At 62.7% G+C, this 18,725-nt stretch carries 13 protein-coding genes and 1 tRNA gene; 6 read left to right on the top strand and 8 right to left on the bottom strand.

Annotated features, from left to right (window positions below; translation table 11 throughout):
• Positions 1–697: 697 nt before the first annotated feature.
• A complete protein-coding gene (locus NATTI_RS0118640) occupies positions 698–4,156 on the bottom strand; it encodes a PAS domain S-box protein (protein ID WP_006088356.1) in 3,459 nt (1,152 codons plus the stop codon).
• 162 nt (positions 4,157–4,318) lie between these two features.
• On the opposite strand from NATTI_RS0118640, the gene NATTI_RS0118635 reads away from it, so the two are divergent.
• The 5 genes from NATTI_RS0118635 (at position 4,319) to NATTI_RS0118610 (ending at position 10,633) form a co-directional block, all read left to right on the top strand.
• Complete coding sequence (locus tag NATTI_RS0118635; protein WP_006088357.1) at positions 4,319–5,317, top strand: potassium channel family protein; 999 nt, start codon at positions 4,319–4,321, stop codon at positions 5,315–5,317.
• Between the two features lie 728 nt (positions 5,318–6,045).
• Positions 6,046–6,522, top strand: coding sequence for a hypothetical protein (locus tag NATTI_RS0118625; protein ID WP_241434259.1), 477 nt, complete (start codon positions 6,046–6,048; stop codon positions 6,520–6,522).
• Between the two features lie 240 nt (positions 6,523–6,762).
• Positions 6,763–6,954, top strand: a complete 192-nt coding sequence (locus NATTI_RS25050; protein ID WP_049806270.1) for a hypothetical protein — start codon at positions 6,763–6,765, stop codon at positions 6,952–6,954.
• Positions 6,955–7,043: 89 nt separating this feature from the next.
• On the top strand, positions 7,044–9,545 hold the full coding sequence (locus NATTI_RS0118615; protein ID WP_006088360.1) for a DNA topoisomerase VI subunit B: 2,502 nt from the start codon (positions 7,044–7,046) through the stop codon (positions 9,543–9,545).
• Entirely contained in the window at positions 9,542–10,633 is a 1,092-nt protein-coding gene (locus NATTI_RS0118610; RefSeq protein ID WP_006088361.1) for a DNA topoisomerase IV subunit A, read from the top strand. The genes NATTI_RS0118615 and NATTI_RS0118610 overlap by 4 nt, the downstream gene beginning before the upstream one ends.
• A 95-nt stretch (positions 10,634–10,728) precedes the next feature.
• On the opposite strand, the gene NATTI_RS0118605 is transcribed toward NATTI_RS0118610, so the two are convergent.
• The 4 genes from NATTI_RS0118605 to NATTI_RS0118590 all read right to left on the bottom strand — a co-directional run bounded on the left by NATTI_RS0118605 (position 10,729) and on the right by NATTI_RS0118590 (position 14,891).
• Positions 10,729–11,700, bottom strand: a complete 972-nt coding sequence (locus tag NATTI_RS0118605; RefSeq protein WP_006088362.1) for a zinc ribbon domain-containing protein — start codon at positions 11,698–11,700, stop codon at positions 10,729–10,731.
• A gap of 130 nt (positions 11,701–11,830) precedes the next feature.
• A complete protein-coding gene (locus tag NATTI_RS0118600) occupies positions 11,831–13,201 on the bottom strand; it encodes an Nramp family divalent metal transporter (RefSeq protein WP_006088363.1) in 1,371 nt (456 codons plus the stop codon).
• 154 nt (positions 13,202–13,355) lie between these two features.
• Positions 13,356–14,066 carry an MBL fold metallo-hydrolase gene (locus tag NATTI_RS0118595; RefSeq protein ID WP_006088364.1) on the bottom strand — a complete coding sequence of 237 codons (711 nt, stop codon included), beginning with the start codon at positions 14,064–14,066 and terminating at the stop codon, positions 13,356–13,358.
• Between the two features lie 87 nt (positions 14,067–14,153).
• Positions 14,154–14,891 (bottom strand): fumarylacetoacetate hydrolase family protein, encoded by a 738-nt coding sequence (locus NATTI_RS0118590; protein ID WP_006088365.1) that lies wholly within the window; start codon positions 14,889–14,891, stop codon positions 14,154–14,156.
• A gap of 228 nt (positions 14,892–15,119) precedes the next feature.
• Here NATTI_RS0118590 and NATTI_RS0118585 point away from each other — a divergent pair.
• Positions 15,120–15,194: transfer RNA gene (locus NATTI_RS0118585), tRNA-Glu, on the top strand.
• 413 nt (positions 15,195–15,607) lie between these two features.
• Here the strand turns inward: NATTI_RS0118585 and NATTI_RS0118575 are convergent.
• Genes NATTI_RS0118575 through NATTI_RS0118565 form a run of 3 tightly spaced genes read right to left on the bottom strand, consistent with a single transcriptional unit; the run spans position 15,608 to position 18,467 of the window.
• Positions 15,608–16,711, bottom strand: coding sequence for an ABC transporter ATP-binding protein (locus NATTI_RS0118575; protein ID WP_006088366.1), 1,104 nt, complete (start codon positions 16,709–16,711; stop codon positions 15,608–15,610).
• Complete coding sequence (locus NATTI_RS0118570) at positions 16,708–17,523, bottom strand: ABC transporter permease (protein WP_006088367.1); 816 nt, start codon at positions 17,521–17,523, stop codon at positions 16,708–16,710. The genes NATTI_RS0118575 and NATTI_RS0118570 overlap by 4 nt, the downstream gene beginning before the upstream one ends.
• Positions 17,520–18,467: an extracellular solute-binding protein gene (locus NATTI_RS0118565; protein WP_006088368.1), complete on the bottom strand. Its 948-nt coding sequence runs from the start codon at positions 18,465–18,467 to the stop codon at positions 17,520–17,522. The genes NATTI_RS0118570 and NATTI_RS0118565 overlap by 4 nt, the downstream gene beginning before the upstream one ends.
• Positions 18,468–18,725: the final 258 nt, after the last annotated feature.

Raw genomic sequence — 18,725 nt, 5'->3', positions numbered from 1 at the left:
CTCGTATCGAGGGAGCTACAACACGGTATTAGTTGCGTTCGACGGCCGAGTAATCGATGATTGGAGGGGCTCGATTCCCCGTCACGTCGAACACGGCGAGGGAGACCAATACAACCTCGAGACGAATCGGGGGGTCACGACGGTGTTTTCGGAAACCGTCGCTGACGACCGGTAGCCGGGAGTGCTCGAGAACGGGACATATCGCCCCACGAGTGCGACGGTCGGCGAATCGCGAACGCCGACCCGAACTCGTGTGACTACCGCCAAAGTGGAGGCGAGTGCGCCTATACCGTTGCAGGCAGGGAACGGAAACCGCACAGGTCAGTAACAGCCCCTATCACTGACAGGAAACAGCAGTACGGGTCAGCCGATGACCGACTCATCGAGGACGGAGAGACGCACGACCACGCCGAATACGGACGCGTCGAAATCACGGGGAGCTGGAAGCGGACGCAGCGCATCCAGCGCCTCGAGAGGGCACGCAGCGGAGACGAGCGAGACACGATCGTGGTCCGGTTCGTGCCCAAGAAGGACGGCGAGTGGATCGACGAACTTGCCGAACCGTTTGGCGACTTTCTCGTAGCGATCGACTGAACGGTGATCGATCGGTGCGCAAGAAACGTGTAGTGTCAGACTGTCGAACAGCGCCGTGACACTCCTGTTAGACGCTGTTCGACAGTCGCTGACCCGACGTATCTCACTGACGTTCGGCCGCCGACAGGGTAAACGAAAACGTCGTCCCCTCGCCCGGTTCGGAGTCGAGCCAGATATCACCGCCGTGGCGTTCGATGATTCGCTGACAGAGCGCGAGTCCAATCCCCGTCCCGGAGTGTTTGCCGCGACTGTGGAGTCGCTGGAAGACCTCGAACACGCGCTCTTGATCCTCGGCCTCGATGCCGATCCCCTCATCGTGGACCGACACGACCCAGTTCCGGTCCCGTCGCTCGGCTTCGATGTGAATCCGTGGCGGCTCCTCCCCGCTGTACGTGATCGCGTTCGTCAGGAGATTCTGGAACACCTGCCGTAACTGACTCGCGTCACCCTCGACGCGCGGGAGTTCGTCGATTGTAATCTCGGCGTCCGACTCCTCGATCTGAAGCTGGAGATCTGCCACGACATCCTCGAACACCGCGTCGAGATCGGTCGGCTCGAGCGGATCGCCGCGGGTCTCCACGCGGGAGTAGGCGAGCAACCCCTCGATCATCTCGCGCATGCGATCGGCGCCGTCGACCGCGAACTCGAGGAACTCCTCGCCGTCCTCGTCGAGTTGGTCCCCGTACCGGTCCTCGACGAGTCGGAGATAGCTCGAGACCATTCGCAGCGGCTCCTGCAGATCGTGGCTGGCGGCGTACGCGAAGTGTTCGAGCCGTTCGTTTGACTCCTCCAGTTGGGCGATCGTCTCCTCGAGTCGGCGCTGGTACTCCGTGCGTTCGGTAATGTCGCTGAGCGTGATCACGGCACGCGTCACGTCACCGCGTGCGTCTCTGATCGGCATCCCTCTGACGCTGAGAATACGTTGTTCGCCGTCTCTCGAATCGATTTCGAAGGTTCCGGGCTCGGTCACCTCCTCGCCCTGTAGCACGCGAGCGATCGTCCACTCGTCGCGCTCAAGCGACTCGCCCGTGTCGGCCCGCCTGACCGGGAACTGATCGTAGTCGTCGAACGAGTCGGCGTCGAGCGCGTCGACACCCCAGATCTCCTTGGCGGCCCTATTCGCCTCGACGATACCGCCGTTTTGCTCCGCAACGATGGCCCCGACGGGGAGGATCTCGAACAGGGACTGGAGCTGTTCTTTGTTCCGCTGGAGTTCCAGTTCGGTTCGCTTTCGCTCCGTGATGTCGGTGAGCGCACCGGGGAACGTCTCGGGAGTTCCGTTCTCGTCGTATTCGACGTGCCCGCGGGCGACGACCCACCGGAGTTCGCCGTCGGCGTTCCAGACGCGGTACTCCTCCTCGTACTCACCGCCCGACTCGAGGACAGCTTCGATTCGCCGCTCGACGCGGTCGCGGTCCGCCTCGTGGATCGACGACATGATTCGATCGAGCGGAACGCCCTCGCGGGCTGCATCCGGATCGACGCCGAACTTCTTGGCGAACGATCGACCCGTGACGAACTGATCCTCGGGAATCTGCCACTCCCAGGTCCCGACGGCACCGGCCTCGGTCGCCGCCTCGAGTTGCGCTTTGGCGTCCTCGAGATACTGCTCGCGTTCCTTTTGCTCGGTGATGTCCTGGGCCATCGTCATCCCAGTGATGACAGCACCGCGCTCGTCGGTGATCGGCACCGCGTGAATGACCCACTCCTGGTCGGCGTAGGAAATTTCGATCGATCGCTCCTCGCCCTCGAGCGCGGCCAGAAACACGGGCTCGAGTTCGTCGCTCGTCCCGTCCGGCCACGCCTCGTAGACGGTCTCTCCTTCGAGATAATCGGGGTCCACGGGGATCCGATCGAAGCCCTGACCAGCAGCGAGCGTGTACTCGAGATTGTGGTCGAACAGCGTGACGAGTCCGTTCGGGAAGTATTCGGCGAGGGTCCGATAGCGCTGTTCGGACTCCTCTAGGGCCTGCTGGCGTTCTTTCCGTTCGGTAATGTCGCGGAAGTAGACCGAAATACCGGTTTCGGAGGGGTAGAGGTTCGCCTCGACCCAGAAGTCGAGCGTGTCGTAGTAGAGTTCGTAGCTGGTCGGCTCCTGCGTGTCCAGTGCCGTATGGAAGGCGTCCCAGACCTCGTCGATCTCGACGAGGTCGGGGAAGACGTCCCAGAGTTGCTCGCCGAGTAACTCCTCCTCGGAGTGCTGGAGGAGCTCCTCGGCGCGGTCGTTGACGTGGGTAAACCGAAACTCGTCGTCGACGGCGTAGAACGCGTCGGAGATCCGGCTGAGCATCCGCTGGAGTTCGGTTTCGAGCTCTCGTTCGAACTGCCACCGATCGGTCATGTCGCGAGTTACTTTCAAAAACCCCTGATGGGTCCCGTCCTCGTCTCGAATTCGTGTGATCGTCACGTTCGCCCAGAACTGCGTCCCGTCTTCTCGAACCCGCCACCCTTCGTCCTCGACGGAGCCGTTCTCGGTGGCCGCCTCGAGATTTCGTTTCGGAACGTTCGCATCCCGATCCGCGTCCGTGTAGAACCTCGAGATGTGTTCGCCGAGGATCTCCTCGCGGTCGTAGCCCTTGATTTGCGTTGCGCCTTCGTTCCAACTGGTGATGTGCCCCTCCGGATCCAACCGGAAGATCGCGTACTCCTCGACGGCGTCGACTAGCGAGTGAAACACCGCCTGGTTCTCCCGCAGGACACCTTCCGACCGCTTCCGATCGCTAATGTCGTAGTAGATCTCCACCCGACCGCCGGCGTACTCGCCCGACTCGATCGGTTCGCTCTGGTACTCGAGCCACCGCTCCTCGAAATCGTCGTCTGCGGTTCCGGTGATTCGACACTCGAGGCCGTCGGTATAGCTGCCCTCGTCGTACGTGGCCAGGACGGTCTCCGCGAACGAATCGGGTTCGGCGACCAACTCCGAGAGGGCGTCTTCGAGCACCCTTCGATTGTCCCGGCCGACGATCGACTCGCGCTCGAGACCGAAGATGTCCTCGATCGTCTCGTCGATCCAGGCGATGTCGAAGCCGTCGTCGAGCACGACGACGCCGATGTTGGCATCGTCGAGAATGGTCGTGATCGACTCGGAGGAGGTGTCCGCGATATCCGCCGGTGCGGATCGCTCCGCGTCGGTCGCGTGCAACGTCCGGGTTGGCCTCGATCGATCGCGGGCGACGCCGATCGTGCCCCGAAACTCGCCGTCCTCTACGATCGGATTGATCCGCAGTTCGCAGGGAAGTGTCTCACCGTCGGCCGTTTGAACCTCGAGTTCGAAGGTCGCAGCGTCGTCGTCCGACCGCAGTCGATTCGCGATTTCACGTTCGATCGCGTCGATAGTCGAATCGCCGAGCAGGAGGGAGACGTGCTCGCCGACGAGTTCGTCTCGAGCGTACCCCGTCACAGCAACGAGTTCGTCGTTGACCGCGACGAACCGCCCGTCGGCGTCGAGCTGGTAGAGACCGTCGTCGATCGTTTCGACGAGTGCCCGATACCGAGTGAGTGCCAGGTCGTCGTCGACCTCCCCCCAGAAGGATCCGTCGGTGGCACCCGTTCGTGTACTCATAGTCGTTGGTGTGTCGTGAATAGTATAAACCCTCTGGCGCACCGAAACGGCTTTTCCAGACGGCGACTCACGAGGCGTCACCGTCGGCTTCGTCGGTACTGAAAAAGCCGCGTCAGTGACCGGGCCATCGTTGACGAAGTTCGGTCCTGTAGTTCGTCCAAAATGAGACCGCTGTATTTGGCCGCCGGTATCGTCGTACTCACCGCCGTGATCGTCGACATTCTCTGGACGACGCTCTGGGTCGACGGGGGGTCGGGTCCGCTCTCGGGACGGATGACCAGTTGGACCTGGCGCGGCCTCCGGACGGTCAGTGATCACCCGCGCGCGTTGAGCCTCGCCGGGCCGCTTATTCTCGCGCTCACGCTTGCCATGTGGATCGCACTGTTGTGGCTGGGCTGGACTCTTCTCTTCGCCGGAGACCAGACGGCCCTCGTCAGTCCGCAGACTGGGGAGTACGCCGACTGGTCCGGCCGATTCTACTACGTCGCCTACACCATGTTCACGAACGGGAACGGCGACTACTCCCCAACGACCGGCACCTGGGAAATCGCGAGTTCCTTTACGACCGCGACGGGGATGGCGTTCGTGACGCTAGGCGTCTCCTACGTCCTCACCGTCCTCGGAGCCGTTTCGGAGAAACGCTCGTTCGCCAGCGACGTCACCGGACTGGGCGAACGCAGCGAGGCCTTCGTCCGCGCGGGCTGGGCCGGCGAGGGCGAGGAGTTCGAGGGGCTCGATCTCCCCCTCGAGTCGCTTTCGACCCAGCTCTCTCTGCTCGCAGACCAGCACAAGGCCTACCCGATCCTCCACTACTACCACAGCGAACAGGCCACGCGGGCCTCGGCGATGGCCGTCCCCATCTTCGACGAAGCCCTGACCATCTTCCGACACGGCGTCGACGAGGACGCCCAGCCGAATCCAACGCTGGTCGAAAACGCCCGCTCGAGCGTCGACAGCTATCTCGACACGCTCGGCACGGCGTTCATCGAGCCCGCGGACGACGTGCCGCGAGCGCCGAATCTCGACCGCCTCCGCGAGGACGACATTCCGCTGGCTGACGACGAGTTCAGCGAGAGCCTCGAAGAGCTGACGGACCGGCGGCGGAAGCTGCTCGGCGTCGTCCGAGCCGACGCGTGGTACTGGCCACCCCTCGAGGAGTGACACGGACTGCTGAGCGACAGTGTCGGCGCAACTTGACACATCTCGCGGTTGCCCAGTAGCGCGCTACAGCAGACCGTCGGAGGCACACCCTATCCAACCCCGGCAGCGGCAACGCGGTGTGGGAAGTCGCGTTCGCCACAGCGTCGATCAGCGGGCCACCGACACCGCATGGAAGATTTCCGGTTCGGTCAACGCTCGTATCAACATAGATTCGTTGCCTTCGGTATATTCGGTCGTGGACTCGGATGGAATTACCTCGGTGATTCACCGCTGGCGTACATCCCGACTACACGCCGTGAGCGATGTGTTCGTATGCGGTCCCGATTACGATCGCGAGCGCGCAGAAGTACACGAAGGCGACCAAGAAAAAAGCCCAATCAGGAGACCAGGGATCGTACAAGACGTTTACGGTCGACTGGACGGGTGCGAGAACGATTTCCATCACCCTATCTAACAGTCTGAAGGGAAGGCCGGTTTCGAACCACGTCGTCGTATATCCGGCAATCACTCGTCGAAAAAAGTGCTGGAGGACGAGTAGAACGAGAACCACGAATACCACCCCGACGGGCCGTGAAGGTCGAAGGACAGACAGTAACGTGGTGAGGAGCGACTGATTTTCCGGGCTAGTACTCATTGTATGTTGATTCCATCTCCAGTGACTTGTATGTAATGGTGCTATTGGTTAAAATAGAAATATTTAATGATAGCATATAATTATATCTGTTTGTATGGATAGAAACTATACAAGAAGGAAATTCATTCAGATATCTGGATCGGCGAGTATAATTGGTGCGGCAAGTGGCGTCGGGGCGACCGAAGAAACTTCCACTGAAGAGGATTTTACCGTTCGTGGACGAAAACGAACGAAGGTTACATACGATCCAGACGTGATAACGGTCGAAATCCGAAAAACGAGCGAGGACCTCGTTCATCGATTGGACCTTGATTCGGCGACGTTAACCGAGGAGATCGAATACAATCGCTCGTCGTTCGAGGAAGAAGATACGCTACCAGAACGCGGGACTGATGTCACGACTGAGCGGTGGGAGACGGAGATCGCTTACGAGGAGGAGTGGCAGGAATATCATCGAACCCGTCGAGCGGAACGCGAGGAAAGCCCTGGCGGGATTGGCGCGCATGACGAAGATCCAGAAGAACACTACTGGTCATACCCGGTCTGGACGTACTCCAGAAGTGCTACCTGAAGCGGTTGGGCTTACGAGAAGAAAAATCCGATCAATGTCACGTTCGAGAACCTCAGCGGAATTTCCGAAGTAACGGACGTACTTGACGACGATGGATGGACTTCACTCGACTGGCGTCAAGGTCACGAATACCGCCGATGGGGATACAACCATCGAACGGATTCGTTCGAAAGTCCGACGAGTTACGGGACAAGTCGGTATCGACCAAACGGCGGTGACCACGCCAAGATATGGGAGTTCGTGGACGACCGAATCGGTATGGAGGTCCACGAGGACGATGAAATTCCCCACAGTATCGTCTCTCGAGCCGACCCCGAAGGACGGATGCTGGACTTATTCGACGATGCCGGCTATTCGACGTTCGAGGACGGATATGACTTCGGAAACGAAAAGGGCGATCACAACGGCGAGCCGTCCATAGTGTACCCGTAGGAGGCCGGGAAGTCAACGTGAGCTAGGCCCACATCACTTTCACTCCGGTAACACACACCTTTTAGCCCCGCCGTTAGTATGGAGGGACAATGACGTCGTTTCAGTCGACACTCGAGGACGAGGCGGGGATCGCCGAGGAGTTGGCCGAGAGCCAGCAGGCGATCTCGATCGCGGAGTTCTTCGAGAAGAACAAGCACATGCTCGGCTTCGACAGCGGGGCTCGAGGGCTCGTCACGGCCGTCAAGGAGGCCGTCGACAACGCTCTGGACGCCGCCGAGGAGGCGGGCATTCTACCGGATATCTACGTCGAGATCGAGGAAGCGGGCGACTACTATCGGTTGATCGTCGAGGACAACGGACCGGGATTGACGAAGGAAACGCTCCCGAAGGTCTTCGGGAAACTGCTCTACGGCTCTCGATTCCACGCCCGCGAACAGTCCCGCGGGCAGCAGGGGATCGGGATCTCTGCTGCAGTTCTCTACGCACAGCTCACGAGCGGGAAGCCCGCGAAGATCACCAGTCGAACCCAGGGTGCAAGCGAGGCCGAGTACTTCGAACTTATCGTCGACACCGACGAAAACGAACCCGAAATCAGCGTCGAGGAGACGACCACGTGGGATCGTCCCCACGGGACGCGCATCGTCCTCGAGATGGAGGCGAACATGCGCGCCCGCAGCCAGCTTCACGACTACATCAAGCACACGGCGGTCGTCAACCCCCACGCACGCCTCGAGTTGCGCGAGCCGCAGGAACACTTCAAGTTCGAACGGGCGACGGACCAGTTGCCCGAGGAGACCGAGGAGATCCGCCCACACCCCCACGGCGTCGAACTCGGCACCGTGATGAAGATGCTGTCGGCGACGGACTCCCAGACGGTCTCGGGGTTCCTTCAGGAGGAGTTCACGCGCGTGGGCAAGAAGAGCGCCGAATCGATCATCGACGAGTTCCGCGACCGCCACTACGGTCGCGAGATGCGCTGGCGACCGCCCGCGAGCCACGAAGAGATCGACCTCCACGCGGCGATCACGGATGCGACCGTGAACAAGGGCGCCGACGCGACGGACGCCTTCGCCGACGCCATCGTCGATGCGGTCGACGACCGCGACCGAATCGCCCACCACGAGCTCCTCGCCGTCGTCGATTCGGCCGCCGACGACGTCGAGTCCGAACACGGGACGACGTTCGGTGACACCGTCCGTGAGAACGCGGTCGACGTGGTCTGGCGCGCGTTGATCGACGCGCCCGAAGCGGACGAACCGGCGGACGGTGACGAAGCGGTCGACTTCGACGAGGACGATGTCGACGCCGAGACCCGGCTCGTTGCGGACCTCTACGCCCTCGCCGACGACGCGACGAGTACGCGCAAGGACGACGAGGTGATCCACGCGTTCGCCGAGCGCCTCGCGGCCAAGTTCGAGGACGAATACGAGACGGGAGACGAAGACGAGCTTGCCCGCCATCGACTCACCCACAAACAACTTCGCTCGTTCGTCGACCGTGCGGCGGACCTCACCGAGGAGTACGACGACGTTTCGTTCGGCGACACCGCCCGGGAGAACGTCCTCGAGGCCGTCTGGGGGGTTATGGCAACCGTCCCGGACGACCCGCCGCTCGTTCGCGAGTTCAAAGGCGACCGCGACGCCGCCAGCAACCTCGTCGACGGGATGCGCGAGACCGACATTATGGCGCCGCCAACGCGGTGTCTCGCCCCCATCACCGAGGAGCTGATCTCGGCCGGGCTCGAAAAGGAGTTCGAAGCCGATTTCTACTCCTCGGCGACTCGAGACGCCGAGGTCCACGGCGGCGATCCGTTCATCGTCGAGGCCGGCATCGCCTACGGCGGCGACCTTCCGGCAGAGGGAAGCGCCGATGTCATGCGCTTTGCCAACCGCGTCCCGTTGGTCTATCAGCGCGGCGCGTGTGCCACGACCGACGTGGTCAAATCGATCGGCTGGCGCAACTACGGGCTCGACCAGCCCGGCGGCTCCGGCCTGCCAAACGGCCCAGCCGTCATCATGGTCCACGTCGCCTCGACGAACGTCCCCTTCACCAGTGAATCGAAGGACGCCGTCGCGAACGTCCCCGAAATCGAAGACGAAATCGAACTCGCGATCCGGGAGGCCGCACGCGAACTCAAGAGCTACCTGAACAAGCGCCGCTCGATGCAACAGCGCCGGAAGAAACAGAACGTCCTCGGGAAGATCCTCCCGGAGATGGCCACGAAAGTCGCCGAGGTGACCGGCCGCGACGAACCCGACATCGACGACGCCATCGCCCGCATCATGAACAACGTCCTCGTCGAGCGATCGCTCGAGGAGAACGGAACCAGTCAGGCCGTTACAGTTACGGTCGAGAACAACTCCAACACCAGCGAGTCCCTCGAGATCACCGATATCGTCTCGGCGGAGCCGACCAGCCTCCCCGACGACGCCACCGTCGTCGAGATGGACGGCGAGTGGTTCGTCAAGTGGGAACCGGACGTCTCGAGCGGTGACGACGCCGCACTCGAGTACGAGGTGGCCGACGACGCCGTGTTCGATCTCGACGTGAAGGGTGTCGAAACCGAGAAACTCACCGTCACAGACCAATGAGCGCAGACAACGACCAGCAGGCACGAGAACAGTTGATCGATCTCGCGGCGCAGTTTTACGATCAGTTCGAACTGGGCGAGATCCCCCACATGTCCGTCCCGACGCGGACGAAGAACAACATCGAGTACAGCGAGGAGATGGATGTCTGGGTGTACGGCGACCGCGAGTCGACGCGCTCGGCGAACTCCGTCCGCGGGGCCCGAAAGCTCCTGAAAGCCGTCTACACCATCGAATTCCTCGCGGAGCAACTCGAGCAGGATCGGTCGTCGACCCTGCGTGAACTCTACTACCTTTCAGAAAGCTGGGACAACAAGGAAGCCCAGTTCAACGATCAGGACGAGTCCAACGGCCTGATCGAGGACTTAGAAATCGTCTCGGGAGTCACCCGCGAGGACTTCCACATGCGCCCGGAGGAGTCAGGGGCGACGATTATGGGCCCGCTCCACCTGCGCGAGCAGACCCGTCGCGGCGAGCGCGAGATTCACTGTCAGAAAGACGTCGGCGAGGGCGGCTACCAGATCCCGAACAACCCCGACACGATCGAGTTTCTGAGCTCCGACGCCGACTTCATCCTCGCGGTGGAGACCGGTGGTATGCGCGACCGACTCGTCGAGAACGGCTTCGACGAGGAGTACAACGCCTTGATTGTCCACCTGAAGGGCCAGCCCGCTCGGGCGACCCGGCGGATCATCAAACGGCTCCACGACGAACTCGAACTCCCCGTCACGGTCTTCGCCGACGGTGACCCGTGGTCGTACCGCATCTACGGCTCGGTCGCCTACGGCTCGATCAAATCGGCCCACCTCTCGGAGTACCTCGCTACTCCGGAGGCTCAGTACATCGGCATTCAGCCCGCCGACATCGTCGAGTACGAACTTCCCACCGATCCCCTCTCGGATTCGGACATCAACGCCCTCGAGAGCGAACTCGAGGACCCGCGTTTCCAGACCGACTACTGGGAGGAACAGATCGAGTTACAGCTCGAGATCGGCAAGAAGTCCGAACAGCAGTCGCTCGCAGCGCGCGGTCTCGACTTCGTGACGGACACCTATCTGCCGGAACGGCTGGACGCGATGGGTGTGCTGTAGACGGCCGTCGAACCGACGTTTCGGAACGGGTAGACGAGCGTGGCGTCCCGCTGGGACCGATCCTTGATAGCGACGGCCAGAGCGTACAGCACCGTTCAGGCGTGATCCGGTTCCCGATCCGTTTCTGGCGACTCCACACTCCGGTCCGCTACCGGGCCGGACGACGACTTCGTTGCCTGCTGATCGTTCCCGCGGGAGGTCTGGAATTCGGCCGTCGCACACCGCTTGCAGTAGTAGTTGCGCCCCTCGGAGGCCGTCAGCGGGACGCCGAGCAGGCAGAACTCCTTTCGGTAGATTCGCTCGAGGCCCCGACCAACGGGATCGGCACACGCGGCACACGGTCTGTCGTAGGCGACGACGGTGCGTTCGTCGACCGATCGGATCCGGCCGTTGGCCGTCACCGAGTGTCGATCCTCGAGTCGTCGTCGGACCGACGGCAGTGCGCTCACACCCATCGCCGCGAAGACGAACGCGAGGAGGAACAGCGGTAGGCTCGCGGCTGCCGTGACGACCTGTAGGCCGATCACGGCGACGATTGCGGCCGCGAGCCAGCAGACCGCGGCTGTCGCCCGCCAGAGGAGTGCCGATCCGGTGGACTCCTGATCGGCGTCGCTGCTCTCGACGTGGTCGGTTCGCAACACCATCCGCTCGGCGTCGCCGACGTACCGGTACGCGCCGTAGAGTGCGTTCCCGATTCCCATCGTGAACCAGACGGTGATCAGCGCGACCACCAGGTGCTCGTCCCTGCTGCCGAACGACCGTTTCACCATCACGGCGTGATCTCCGAAGTCGTGCTCGAGTTTCCAGCCGTCCTGCAGCGCCGTCGCGATCCGGTGTTCGAGGGCCTCGCGATCCGTCACCCCGTCGCTCGAGTCCCTGTCTGTGCTGATACCGAGACCCGATCGTCCTCGCGTGGTCGACGACTCGGGACTCGATCGGCCGGTCGAACGACTGTTCGCCACCCCGCAGTTCGGACAGTAGTTCGTCAAGGGCTCGAGACCGGTGCCACAGTTCGAACAGTACGGCGGCCCACCCCCGTCTCGATTCGACCGACGGTCGCTGCTCATAGGCGTGGAGTCGTCAGCGGTGACAGTAACGCTTTGGTCCGGTCGGAAAACCAACCAGTTCAGCCCCGCTCGAATGGGTTTCTTGAATCACTGTATCTCACCCCGACGGCTGGTGGTTCCGAACGGCGTCTCAGCCGATGAACCCGAGTCGGAGTGCGGCCCCCATCGCACCGAAGACGAGGACGAGCACGAGACTCACGACGTAGTAGACGTGCCAGGCTCGAGACGGGCGGAACGGCTCGGGCAGGTGCTTCTCGACGACGTACCAGTTCGCCGGGTAGAAGAAGATCTCCGTGACCGCGAGGATTGCGGCGACGTAGAGCAACAGGGTCACCGGGACATCCCCGAGCGCGACGACCATCGCGCTGCTGACGACGACGACGCCGACGACGACGAGCTTTCGCACCCGCTCACTGTCGATGCTCTCGTCCTCGAGTGCCATCGGGAGGATATCCCCGGTCGCACGGGCGGCACCGTCGAGGAGCGTGATGACCGTCGAATACAGCGCCGCGAACGCACCGATCAGCATGGCGTAGTACGACCACTCCCCGAACGAGTCGCTCAGAATCGATCCGATGGCGAAGGCGAGGTTGGCGTCCGTCGGCGGGTTCGGATAGAGCACGTTCGTCGCCAGAATAACCATCGCCGCGATCAGGACGAAGCTGAAGACGTAGCCGACGTTGAAGTCCCGTCGACCGGTTTTGATCCACGCGCGGATGTAGTCGTGATTGGCGGGATCGTCCGGATCCAGCCCCTTCTCGCGGAGTTCACTGGCGCCTTCCCCTTTGGCCATACTCCAGCTCCCGATCAGGATACTGGTGCTGAAGCCGGTCGGTGCGAAGCCCGCTGCGGCGGCGAACAGCGCGACGAACGCCGGGCCGGTGAGGTCCGGCACCGCGAACGCCGTGTCGGCGATCAGTTCCGGGGAGGGCGGCCCGACGAGCGCCCCGAGGAGAACGAGGACGCCCACCGCGATCGTGAAGCCGATCAGGGCTTTCTCGAGGACGGAGTATCGCGACGTGATCACCAGGGCACCGGCGGCGCCGATGAAGATTACGTACGCCCAGGCGGCGGTGAGCCAGCCGGGCGTGAGTGCGGCGACGAACGCGGCGGTGCTCATCCCGACGCTGGCCGTAATGAACGTGTACATGACGGTGAACACGAGGATCGTCAGCCAGAGGGCCCAGTTTTTCGGCCCGGGGAGATCGCCGTACGCTTCGATGGGGTTCGCTCCGACCCCGTAGTTGTAGCGAATGCCGAGTTCCCAGGCGCCGTACTTGGCGACGTAGATGAGACCGAACATCCAGATTGCAACGAGCCCGAACGTTCCGCCGAGGGTCGGTGCGAGGACGATGTGGCTCCCGCCGATGCTGATCAGCGCCCAGAGCATCGACGGTCCGAAGTGATTCTCGAAGAACCCGCGCCAGTCGGACGATGGGTAGGTAAGTTCGGAATCCTGTGGGCCGCTCTCATCGGCCGCGCTATTGGCCACGTCGGTCACCCGTTCGTGAATCCGGGAGAGTCCGTCTCGGACGACTGTTCACGCGGTCGCCTCCGAAAGATGTCGGAGTGGTACCAGTATGCATGGGAGATGCGTGAGAGTGGCCAACCGTCAACTTATGTCCACGGATTCGTCCCCAAATGTGTAAGACTGGTTAGTTCTGTTCGTCGAGAACCACCGGGACGCCCCGGTTCGCGACGTCGACGACGAACGCGTCCGCGTCGATTTCGATCGCTTCGAAGGTGTCGTAGTGGACCGGCAGGACGAGATCCGGCCGGATTCGGTCCGCCAGATCGGCGGCTTCGTGGCGATCCATGGTGAACGTGCCGCCGATTGGCGGGCAGAAGAGATCGACGTCTAACTCCTCGTGGAACGGGAGTACGTCGGTGTCGCCGGGCCAGAACGCCGAGACGCCGTCGACAGTGACCGCGAAGCCACAGCCTCGCCCTTCGGGGTGGTACGGCGTTCCCGCCTCGTCGACGTGCGGGCCCGCCGGATCGTTGTACGCCGGCGTAGTGAACAGATCGAGCGGTCCCAGAACGAACGACTCGTCGGCGCGAACGCGTTCGACCTCGTAGGGCAGACTCTCGGGCTGTTCGACCTCCCGATCGATCTCGCGGGCGTCGATCGATTCGTGGACGACGACGATAGCGTCCTCGTGAGCCACCCGCCGGATCGAGTCGGGATCGTAGTGGTGGTCGTGACTGACGAGAATCAGATCGCCGTCCCGCGGCTCGAGGCCGTCGAGGACGCCGTACGCCTCCGGCCCGGGATCCGTGTAGATGACGGCCCCCGTCTGGCCCTCGAGGCGAATCGTCGCGAGACCGATCCAGTCGACGGTCACCGCACCGAATCGAACGGTCATACGACTGTCTTCACTCGAGCGGGGCGAAAACGGTTCGGTTCGAGTCGGTGCAGAGGCCGACTGACCGTCGTGTCGGAAACGGGCCGCTCAGGGGCGGCGGATCGAGTGCGACAGCGTTCCGACGCCTTCGACCTCGATTTCGACCTCGTCACCGTCGGAGAGCGGACCGACGCCTTCCGGCGTGCCGGTAGCGATCACGTCGCCCGGCTCGAGGGTCATGTACGTCGTGATCTCGGCGATGAGCTTCGGAATGGGGAAGATGAGTTGCTCGCGCGACCCGTCCTGTTTCAGGTCGCCGTTGACGCGGGACTGGACGCTCGCGTCGTCGGGTACCTCGTCGGGCGTCGCGAGCAGCGGGCCGATCGGCGCGGCACCGTCGAACGCCTTTCCGCGGATCCAGTTCTGTTCTTTCTCCTGGTCGTCGCGGTTCGAGATATCATTAACGCAGGTAAAGCCCTCGATGACGTCCATCGCGTCGGCTTCGGGGACGTGGCGACACTGTTCGCCGATGACGACGCCGAGTTCTGCCTCGTAGTCGATCCGTTCTTTTCCGGCGGGTGCGGTGATGGTGTCGCCGTGACCGGCGACCGCGTTCGGTGGTTTCAAAAAGAGCAGGGGGCGATCCGGCAGATCAGACCCCATCTCGTCGGCGTGGTCGGCGTAGTTGCGACCGATACAGACGATCTTCGATGGGTCACTCGGCGGCAGGATGTCAATGGCGTCGTCCTCGAGGTCGTAGCTCTCGTTCGCGAAGTGAACGTGACCGCTCTCGAACTCGCCGCGTCGGACGGCACCGGCCGGGTCACGGAATCGGACGTATTTCATGCGGGATAGGTTGTCACGGGGCTTCAAAAACGTTGAGATGGCGGCGGAAGCGGTGAACGCGGGAGTGTGTATTGTGCGTGACGTTCAGGTGCGTCAGCGTGTGCCACCGTCGACTCGGAACGGAACGCTTTTTACTAGGCCTCGGCAATGACTGATTGCAGAGCGAAACACGCTCCGTTGGCGAGACGGACGAAGTCCGTCGAGGCTCGGCGCGTGAACGAAGTGAACGCTCCGTTGGTGTAGTCCGGCCAATCATTTCGGCCTTTCGAGCCGATGACCAGGGTTCAAATCCCTGACGGAGCATTTTTGCGAACGTAGTGAGCAAAAAGCGGACGGAAGGGATTTGAATTAGAGAAACGAGAGCGAAGCGAGCGTTTCGCGTGGTTCAAATCCCTGACGGGGCACTTTTTCATCAAAACGTTACAACGCCGAGTCGAGGGGACGATCTGTTGTGCGAGAGCTGTCGTGTATGATATTATCTGATTGTGAAAACGCTCACCGGTGATAATATCCTCGTACTCGTATCTAGCACTAGAATGAGGGACGAACTCGAGGAGGCAACACAGGACGAGGTCGAGGAGGCGATCGAGGAGACCGAAGACGGCGAGGACGACGATGACGATGATCTCCTGGTCGGATCGTAGGACTCCGAGAGCCGTCAGTTTCACACTTTCAGAGAGTTCTCTCGATCGATAACCCCGTTGCCGATTGTGGATTCAGGTGCTCGAGACGTCGACACCGAGACGGTCGCTCCGGCCGGCACCGAATATCGTCAGGTCCGCCTCGAGCAGTCCCACCGAAACCGACTCGCCCGTCGCTGGCGGCATCTCGGTCCGCTCGACAATAACCGCTTCCTCGCTTTCGAGTCGGACGGTCACGTCGTAGCGCCGACCCATATCGGCGACGCGGGTCACCGTTCCCGGCACCGACACCGCCGGGGCGTCCGAACTAAGCGTGCTGACACTGCCCAGCGTGAGATTTTCCGGCCGCACGTGACACGAGACGGCGGAACCGGTCGAAACGTCGGCTCGCGAGTCGGACAGCACGACCTCCTGGCCGCCGACTGTGAGCGTCAGTGGCGCCTGGCGGGTGACGGTCGCCGAGAGCTCGTTCGACCGACCGAGGAAGGACGCCACGAACGGCGTCGGAGGGGACTCGTAGAGCGGCCGCGGCTCCCCGGTGCCGGCGACGCTGCCGTCGTCCATCACGACGAGTCGGTCAGCGAGGGCCATCGCCTCCTCCTGGTCGTGCGTGACGAACAGCGTCGTGACGCCGGTTTCGCGTTGAATGCGGGCGATTTCGTCCCGGAGGCGTTCGCGCAGGGATCGGTCGAGAGCCGAGAGCGGTTCGTCGAGCAGGAGTACGTCCGGCTCCGGAGCAACCGCTCGAGCCAGTTCGACGCGGCGACGCTGGCCGCCGCTCAGTTCCGACGGATAGGCGTCGCGCTGCTCTCGAAGGTCGACCAGTTCGAGATACTCGCTGACGACATCGGCCCGTCGGTTCGATTCGACGCCGCGCGCTTTGAGGCCGTAGGCGACGTTCTCGGCAACGGTCATGTGGGGGTAGAGCGTCGACTGCTGAAAGACGACGCTTATCCCCCGGGATTCGGGCGGAGAGTCGGTAACATCTGCGCCGCGGAGTTTTACCCGGCCCGCGGTCGGACGGACGTGACCGGCGACCGCCTGTACGATCGTCGTCTTGCCACACCCGCTTGGGCCGAGTAGCGCGACGAGTTCCCCCTCACCGACGCCGAACGAGGCGTCGTCGACGGCGGATTCGGTCCCGTATCGGTGCGTGAGCGAATCGAGTTCGAGCATCATCGATCGATCACCGTCGGAACTCGTCCGAACCGCTGGACGGCCGCGAGAACGACGAGCGTGATCGCGAACAGGGCGAGCGCGAGCGGGGCAATCGCGTCGATCCCGCCGGTGATGAAGTCGACCCAGATGCGCGTCGGCATCGTCCGCGGGTTGTAGGCGACCATCATCGTCGCGCCGAACTCGCCGATCGCTCGAGCGAACGTCAGGCTGATCCCGGCGAGGATCGCGCCGCGAGCCAGCGGAAGCGAAACGTTCCAGAAGGTCTCGAGCGGGCCGTAGCCGAGCGACCGGGAGGCCTGCTCGAGGCGTTCGTCAACGGCGCCGAACCCGGCTCGAGCCGTGATGATGACGAACGGCGCGGCGACGAACGTCTGGGCGAGGATGACCCCCACCAAGCTGTCGGTGAGCGGGACGCCCGCGGCGGTCGCGGCGGAGCCAATCGGCGTAAATCGCCCGACGGCAGTGATGATCATCGCGCCGCCGACGACGGGCGGGACGATGAGCGGGAGGATCACCAGCGCCTCGACGAGACGCTTTCCGGGGAACGACGTCCGGGCGAGGACGTACGCGAGCGGCACGCCGAGAACTGTTGCGATCGCGGTCGAAACCGGTGCGGTGAGCAGCGAGTTGCGAATCGCGACCTGCGCCTCGGGGGTGGACAGGCCGGCGACGACGTCCGCCGTCCCCGTTCGAGAGAGGAAGGTGGCGAACGGGAGCGCGAAGTAGACGAGGATGAGTCCGCCGAGCGCCGCCGGAACGAGTAGCTCCGGCGTTCGAATTCGCCGGAGACGAGCCGTTTCGGAGCGACTCATACGTCGACCGCCTCCGGAACCGCACCGTTCGGGGTGGGGACGCTCGATCCGACCGTCAGCCCCGCCTCCTCGAGCAGGCCCGGGTTATTGACCAGAAACTGGACGACCTCGTGGCCCGCGTCGGGGTCGTCGGCGTCGTCGGTGACCGTCGCGTTGTAGAGTATCGGGCGGCCCTCGGCGGTGTACCCTTCCTCGTCGGTCGTGAACTCGACCGTTGCGTAACGGTCGGCGAGTTCCGGCTCCGCGAAGTTGTACTCGGCCGGAAACTCGAGGAACGGCATGTCGTGATCGACCGCCATATTTCGGTAGATGATTGCACCAGCGCGGCTACCGCTTTCGACCCCAGCCATGATCTGGGGCTCTTCTGGCTCCTCGTAGACCCTCTCGAGCATCGCCTCGCGAAACCCCTCGAGTCCGTATTCCTCGGCTGCGAGCGAAAACGCCTGCACGGCGCGATACCCCAGCGGATCGAGGTTCGGGTCACCGATGGCGAGGTCACCGTCGTCGGTTTCTCGAGCCAGTTCGTACCACGGCTCGCCGTCCTCGAGTTGCTCTCCGAATTCGGTGTCCTCGTTGTATCCGAGCCCGAGACTGTTGGTCGCGAATTCGACGTCCCAGTCGGTGAATTCCCCGTATAACCGGTCCCGAAGCAGCGTCGCATCGGCGCTGACGACGACGTCGGGATGTTTGGTCCGGTCTTCGACCATCCGCATCACCGCGTTCGCACCGTAGTACTCGCCGTGAACCTCGGTTCCGGTTTCCTCCCTGAACGCTGGCCCGACGTGGTCCTCGAAGGTGTGAGCGAGGCTCCCGGCCGACAGCACTCGTACTGAAGAGGTGTCGCTGAGACAGCCCGCGATACCGAGACCGGCGAGTGACCCGGTCGTCGCGAGTACCGAACGGCGACTCACCCGGGGTCCACTGCGGTCGCCAGCGGTGTTCATACGATGCTATTCGCACGCGACCACACATATAACCACCTTAGGTTCCTGTTTGCCCAGAATATAACTAATATTGGTTTCGCACGCGAACGTATTCGGTAGCAAAACTACAGTCGGCACGCTGTCCGTAACTGACATCCGTTTATTCGCTCGGTGGTAACTGGAGGCTCGATCGACCGAGTCACTCGAGGACTCGCCGCCTCGAGCGAAACAACCACGTCCGCGAGCGCGCTCGGCACTGTACCGACTCGTTCGTGCAGT

Source organism: Natronorubrum tibetense GA33 (assembly GCF_000383975.1).
Taxonomy (GTDB): Archaea; Halobacteriota; Halobacteria; order Halobacteriales; family Natrialbaceae; genus Natronorubrum; species Natronorubrum tibetense.
This window is presented reverse-complemented; position numbering and strand designations above follow the sequence as displayed.

Excerpts from the sequence above, each read along its gene's own strand:
- NATTI_RS0118640 (WP_006088356.1), bottom strand. The coding sequence starts at position 4,156 with ATGAGTACACGAACGGGTGCCACCGACGGATCCTTCTGGGGGGAGGTC.
- NATTI_RS0118635 (WP_006088357.1), top strand. The coding sequence starts at position 4,319 with ATGAGACCGCTGTATTTGGCCGCCGGTATCGTCGTACTCACCGCCGTG.
- NATTI_RS0118625 (WP_241434259.1), top strand. The coding sequence starts at position 6,046 with ATGGATAGAAACTATACAAGAAGGAAATTCATTCAGATATCTGGATCG.
- NATTI_RS0118615 (WP_006088360.1), top strand. The coding sequence starts at position 7,044 with ATGACGTCGTTTCAGTCGACACTCGAGGACGAGGCGGGGATCGCCGAG.
- NATTI_RS0118610 (WP_006088361.1), top strand. The coding sequence starts at position 9,542 with ATGAGCGCAGACAACGACCAGCAGGCACGAGAACAGTTGATCGATCTC.
- NATTI_RS0118605 (WP_006088362.1), bottom strand. The coding sequence starts at position 11,700 with ATGAGCAGCGACCGTCGGTCGAATCGAGACGGGGGTGGGCCGCCGTAC.
- NATTI_RS0118595 (WP_006088364.1), bottom strand. The coding sequence starts at position 14,066 with ATGACCGTTCGATTCGGTGCGGTGACCGTCGACTGGATCGGTCTCGCG.
- NATTI_RS0118590 (WP_006088365.1), bottom strand. The coding sequence starts at position 14,891 with ATGAAATACGTCCGATTCCGTGACCCGGCCGGTGCCGTCCGACGCGGC.
- NATTI_RS0118575 (WP_006088366.1), bottom strand. The coding sequence starts at position 16,711 with ATGATGCTCGAACTCGATTCGCTCACGCACCGATACGGGACCGAATCC.
- NATTI_RS0118570 (WP_006088367.1), bottom strand. The coding sequence starts at position 17,523 with ATGAGTCGCTCCGAAACGGCTCGTCTCCGGCGAATTCGAACGCCGGAG.
- NATTI_RS0118565 (WP_006088368.1), bottom strand. The coding sequence starts at position 18,467 with ATGAACACCGCTGGCGACCGCAGTGGACCCCGGGTGAGTCGCCGTTCG.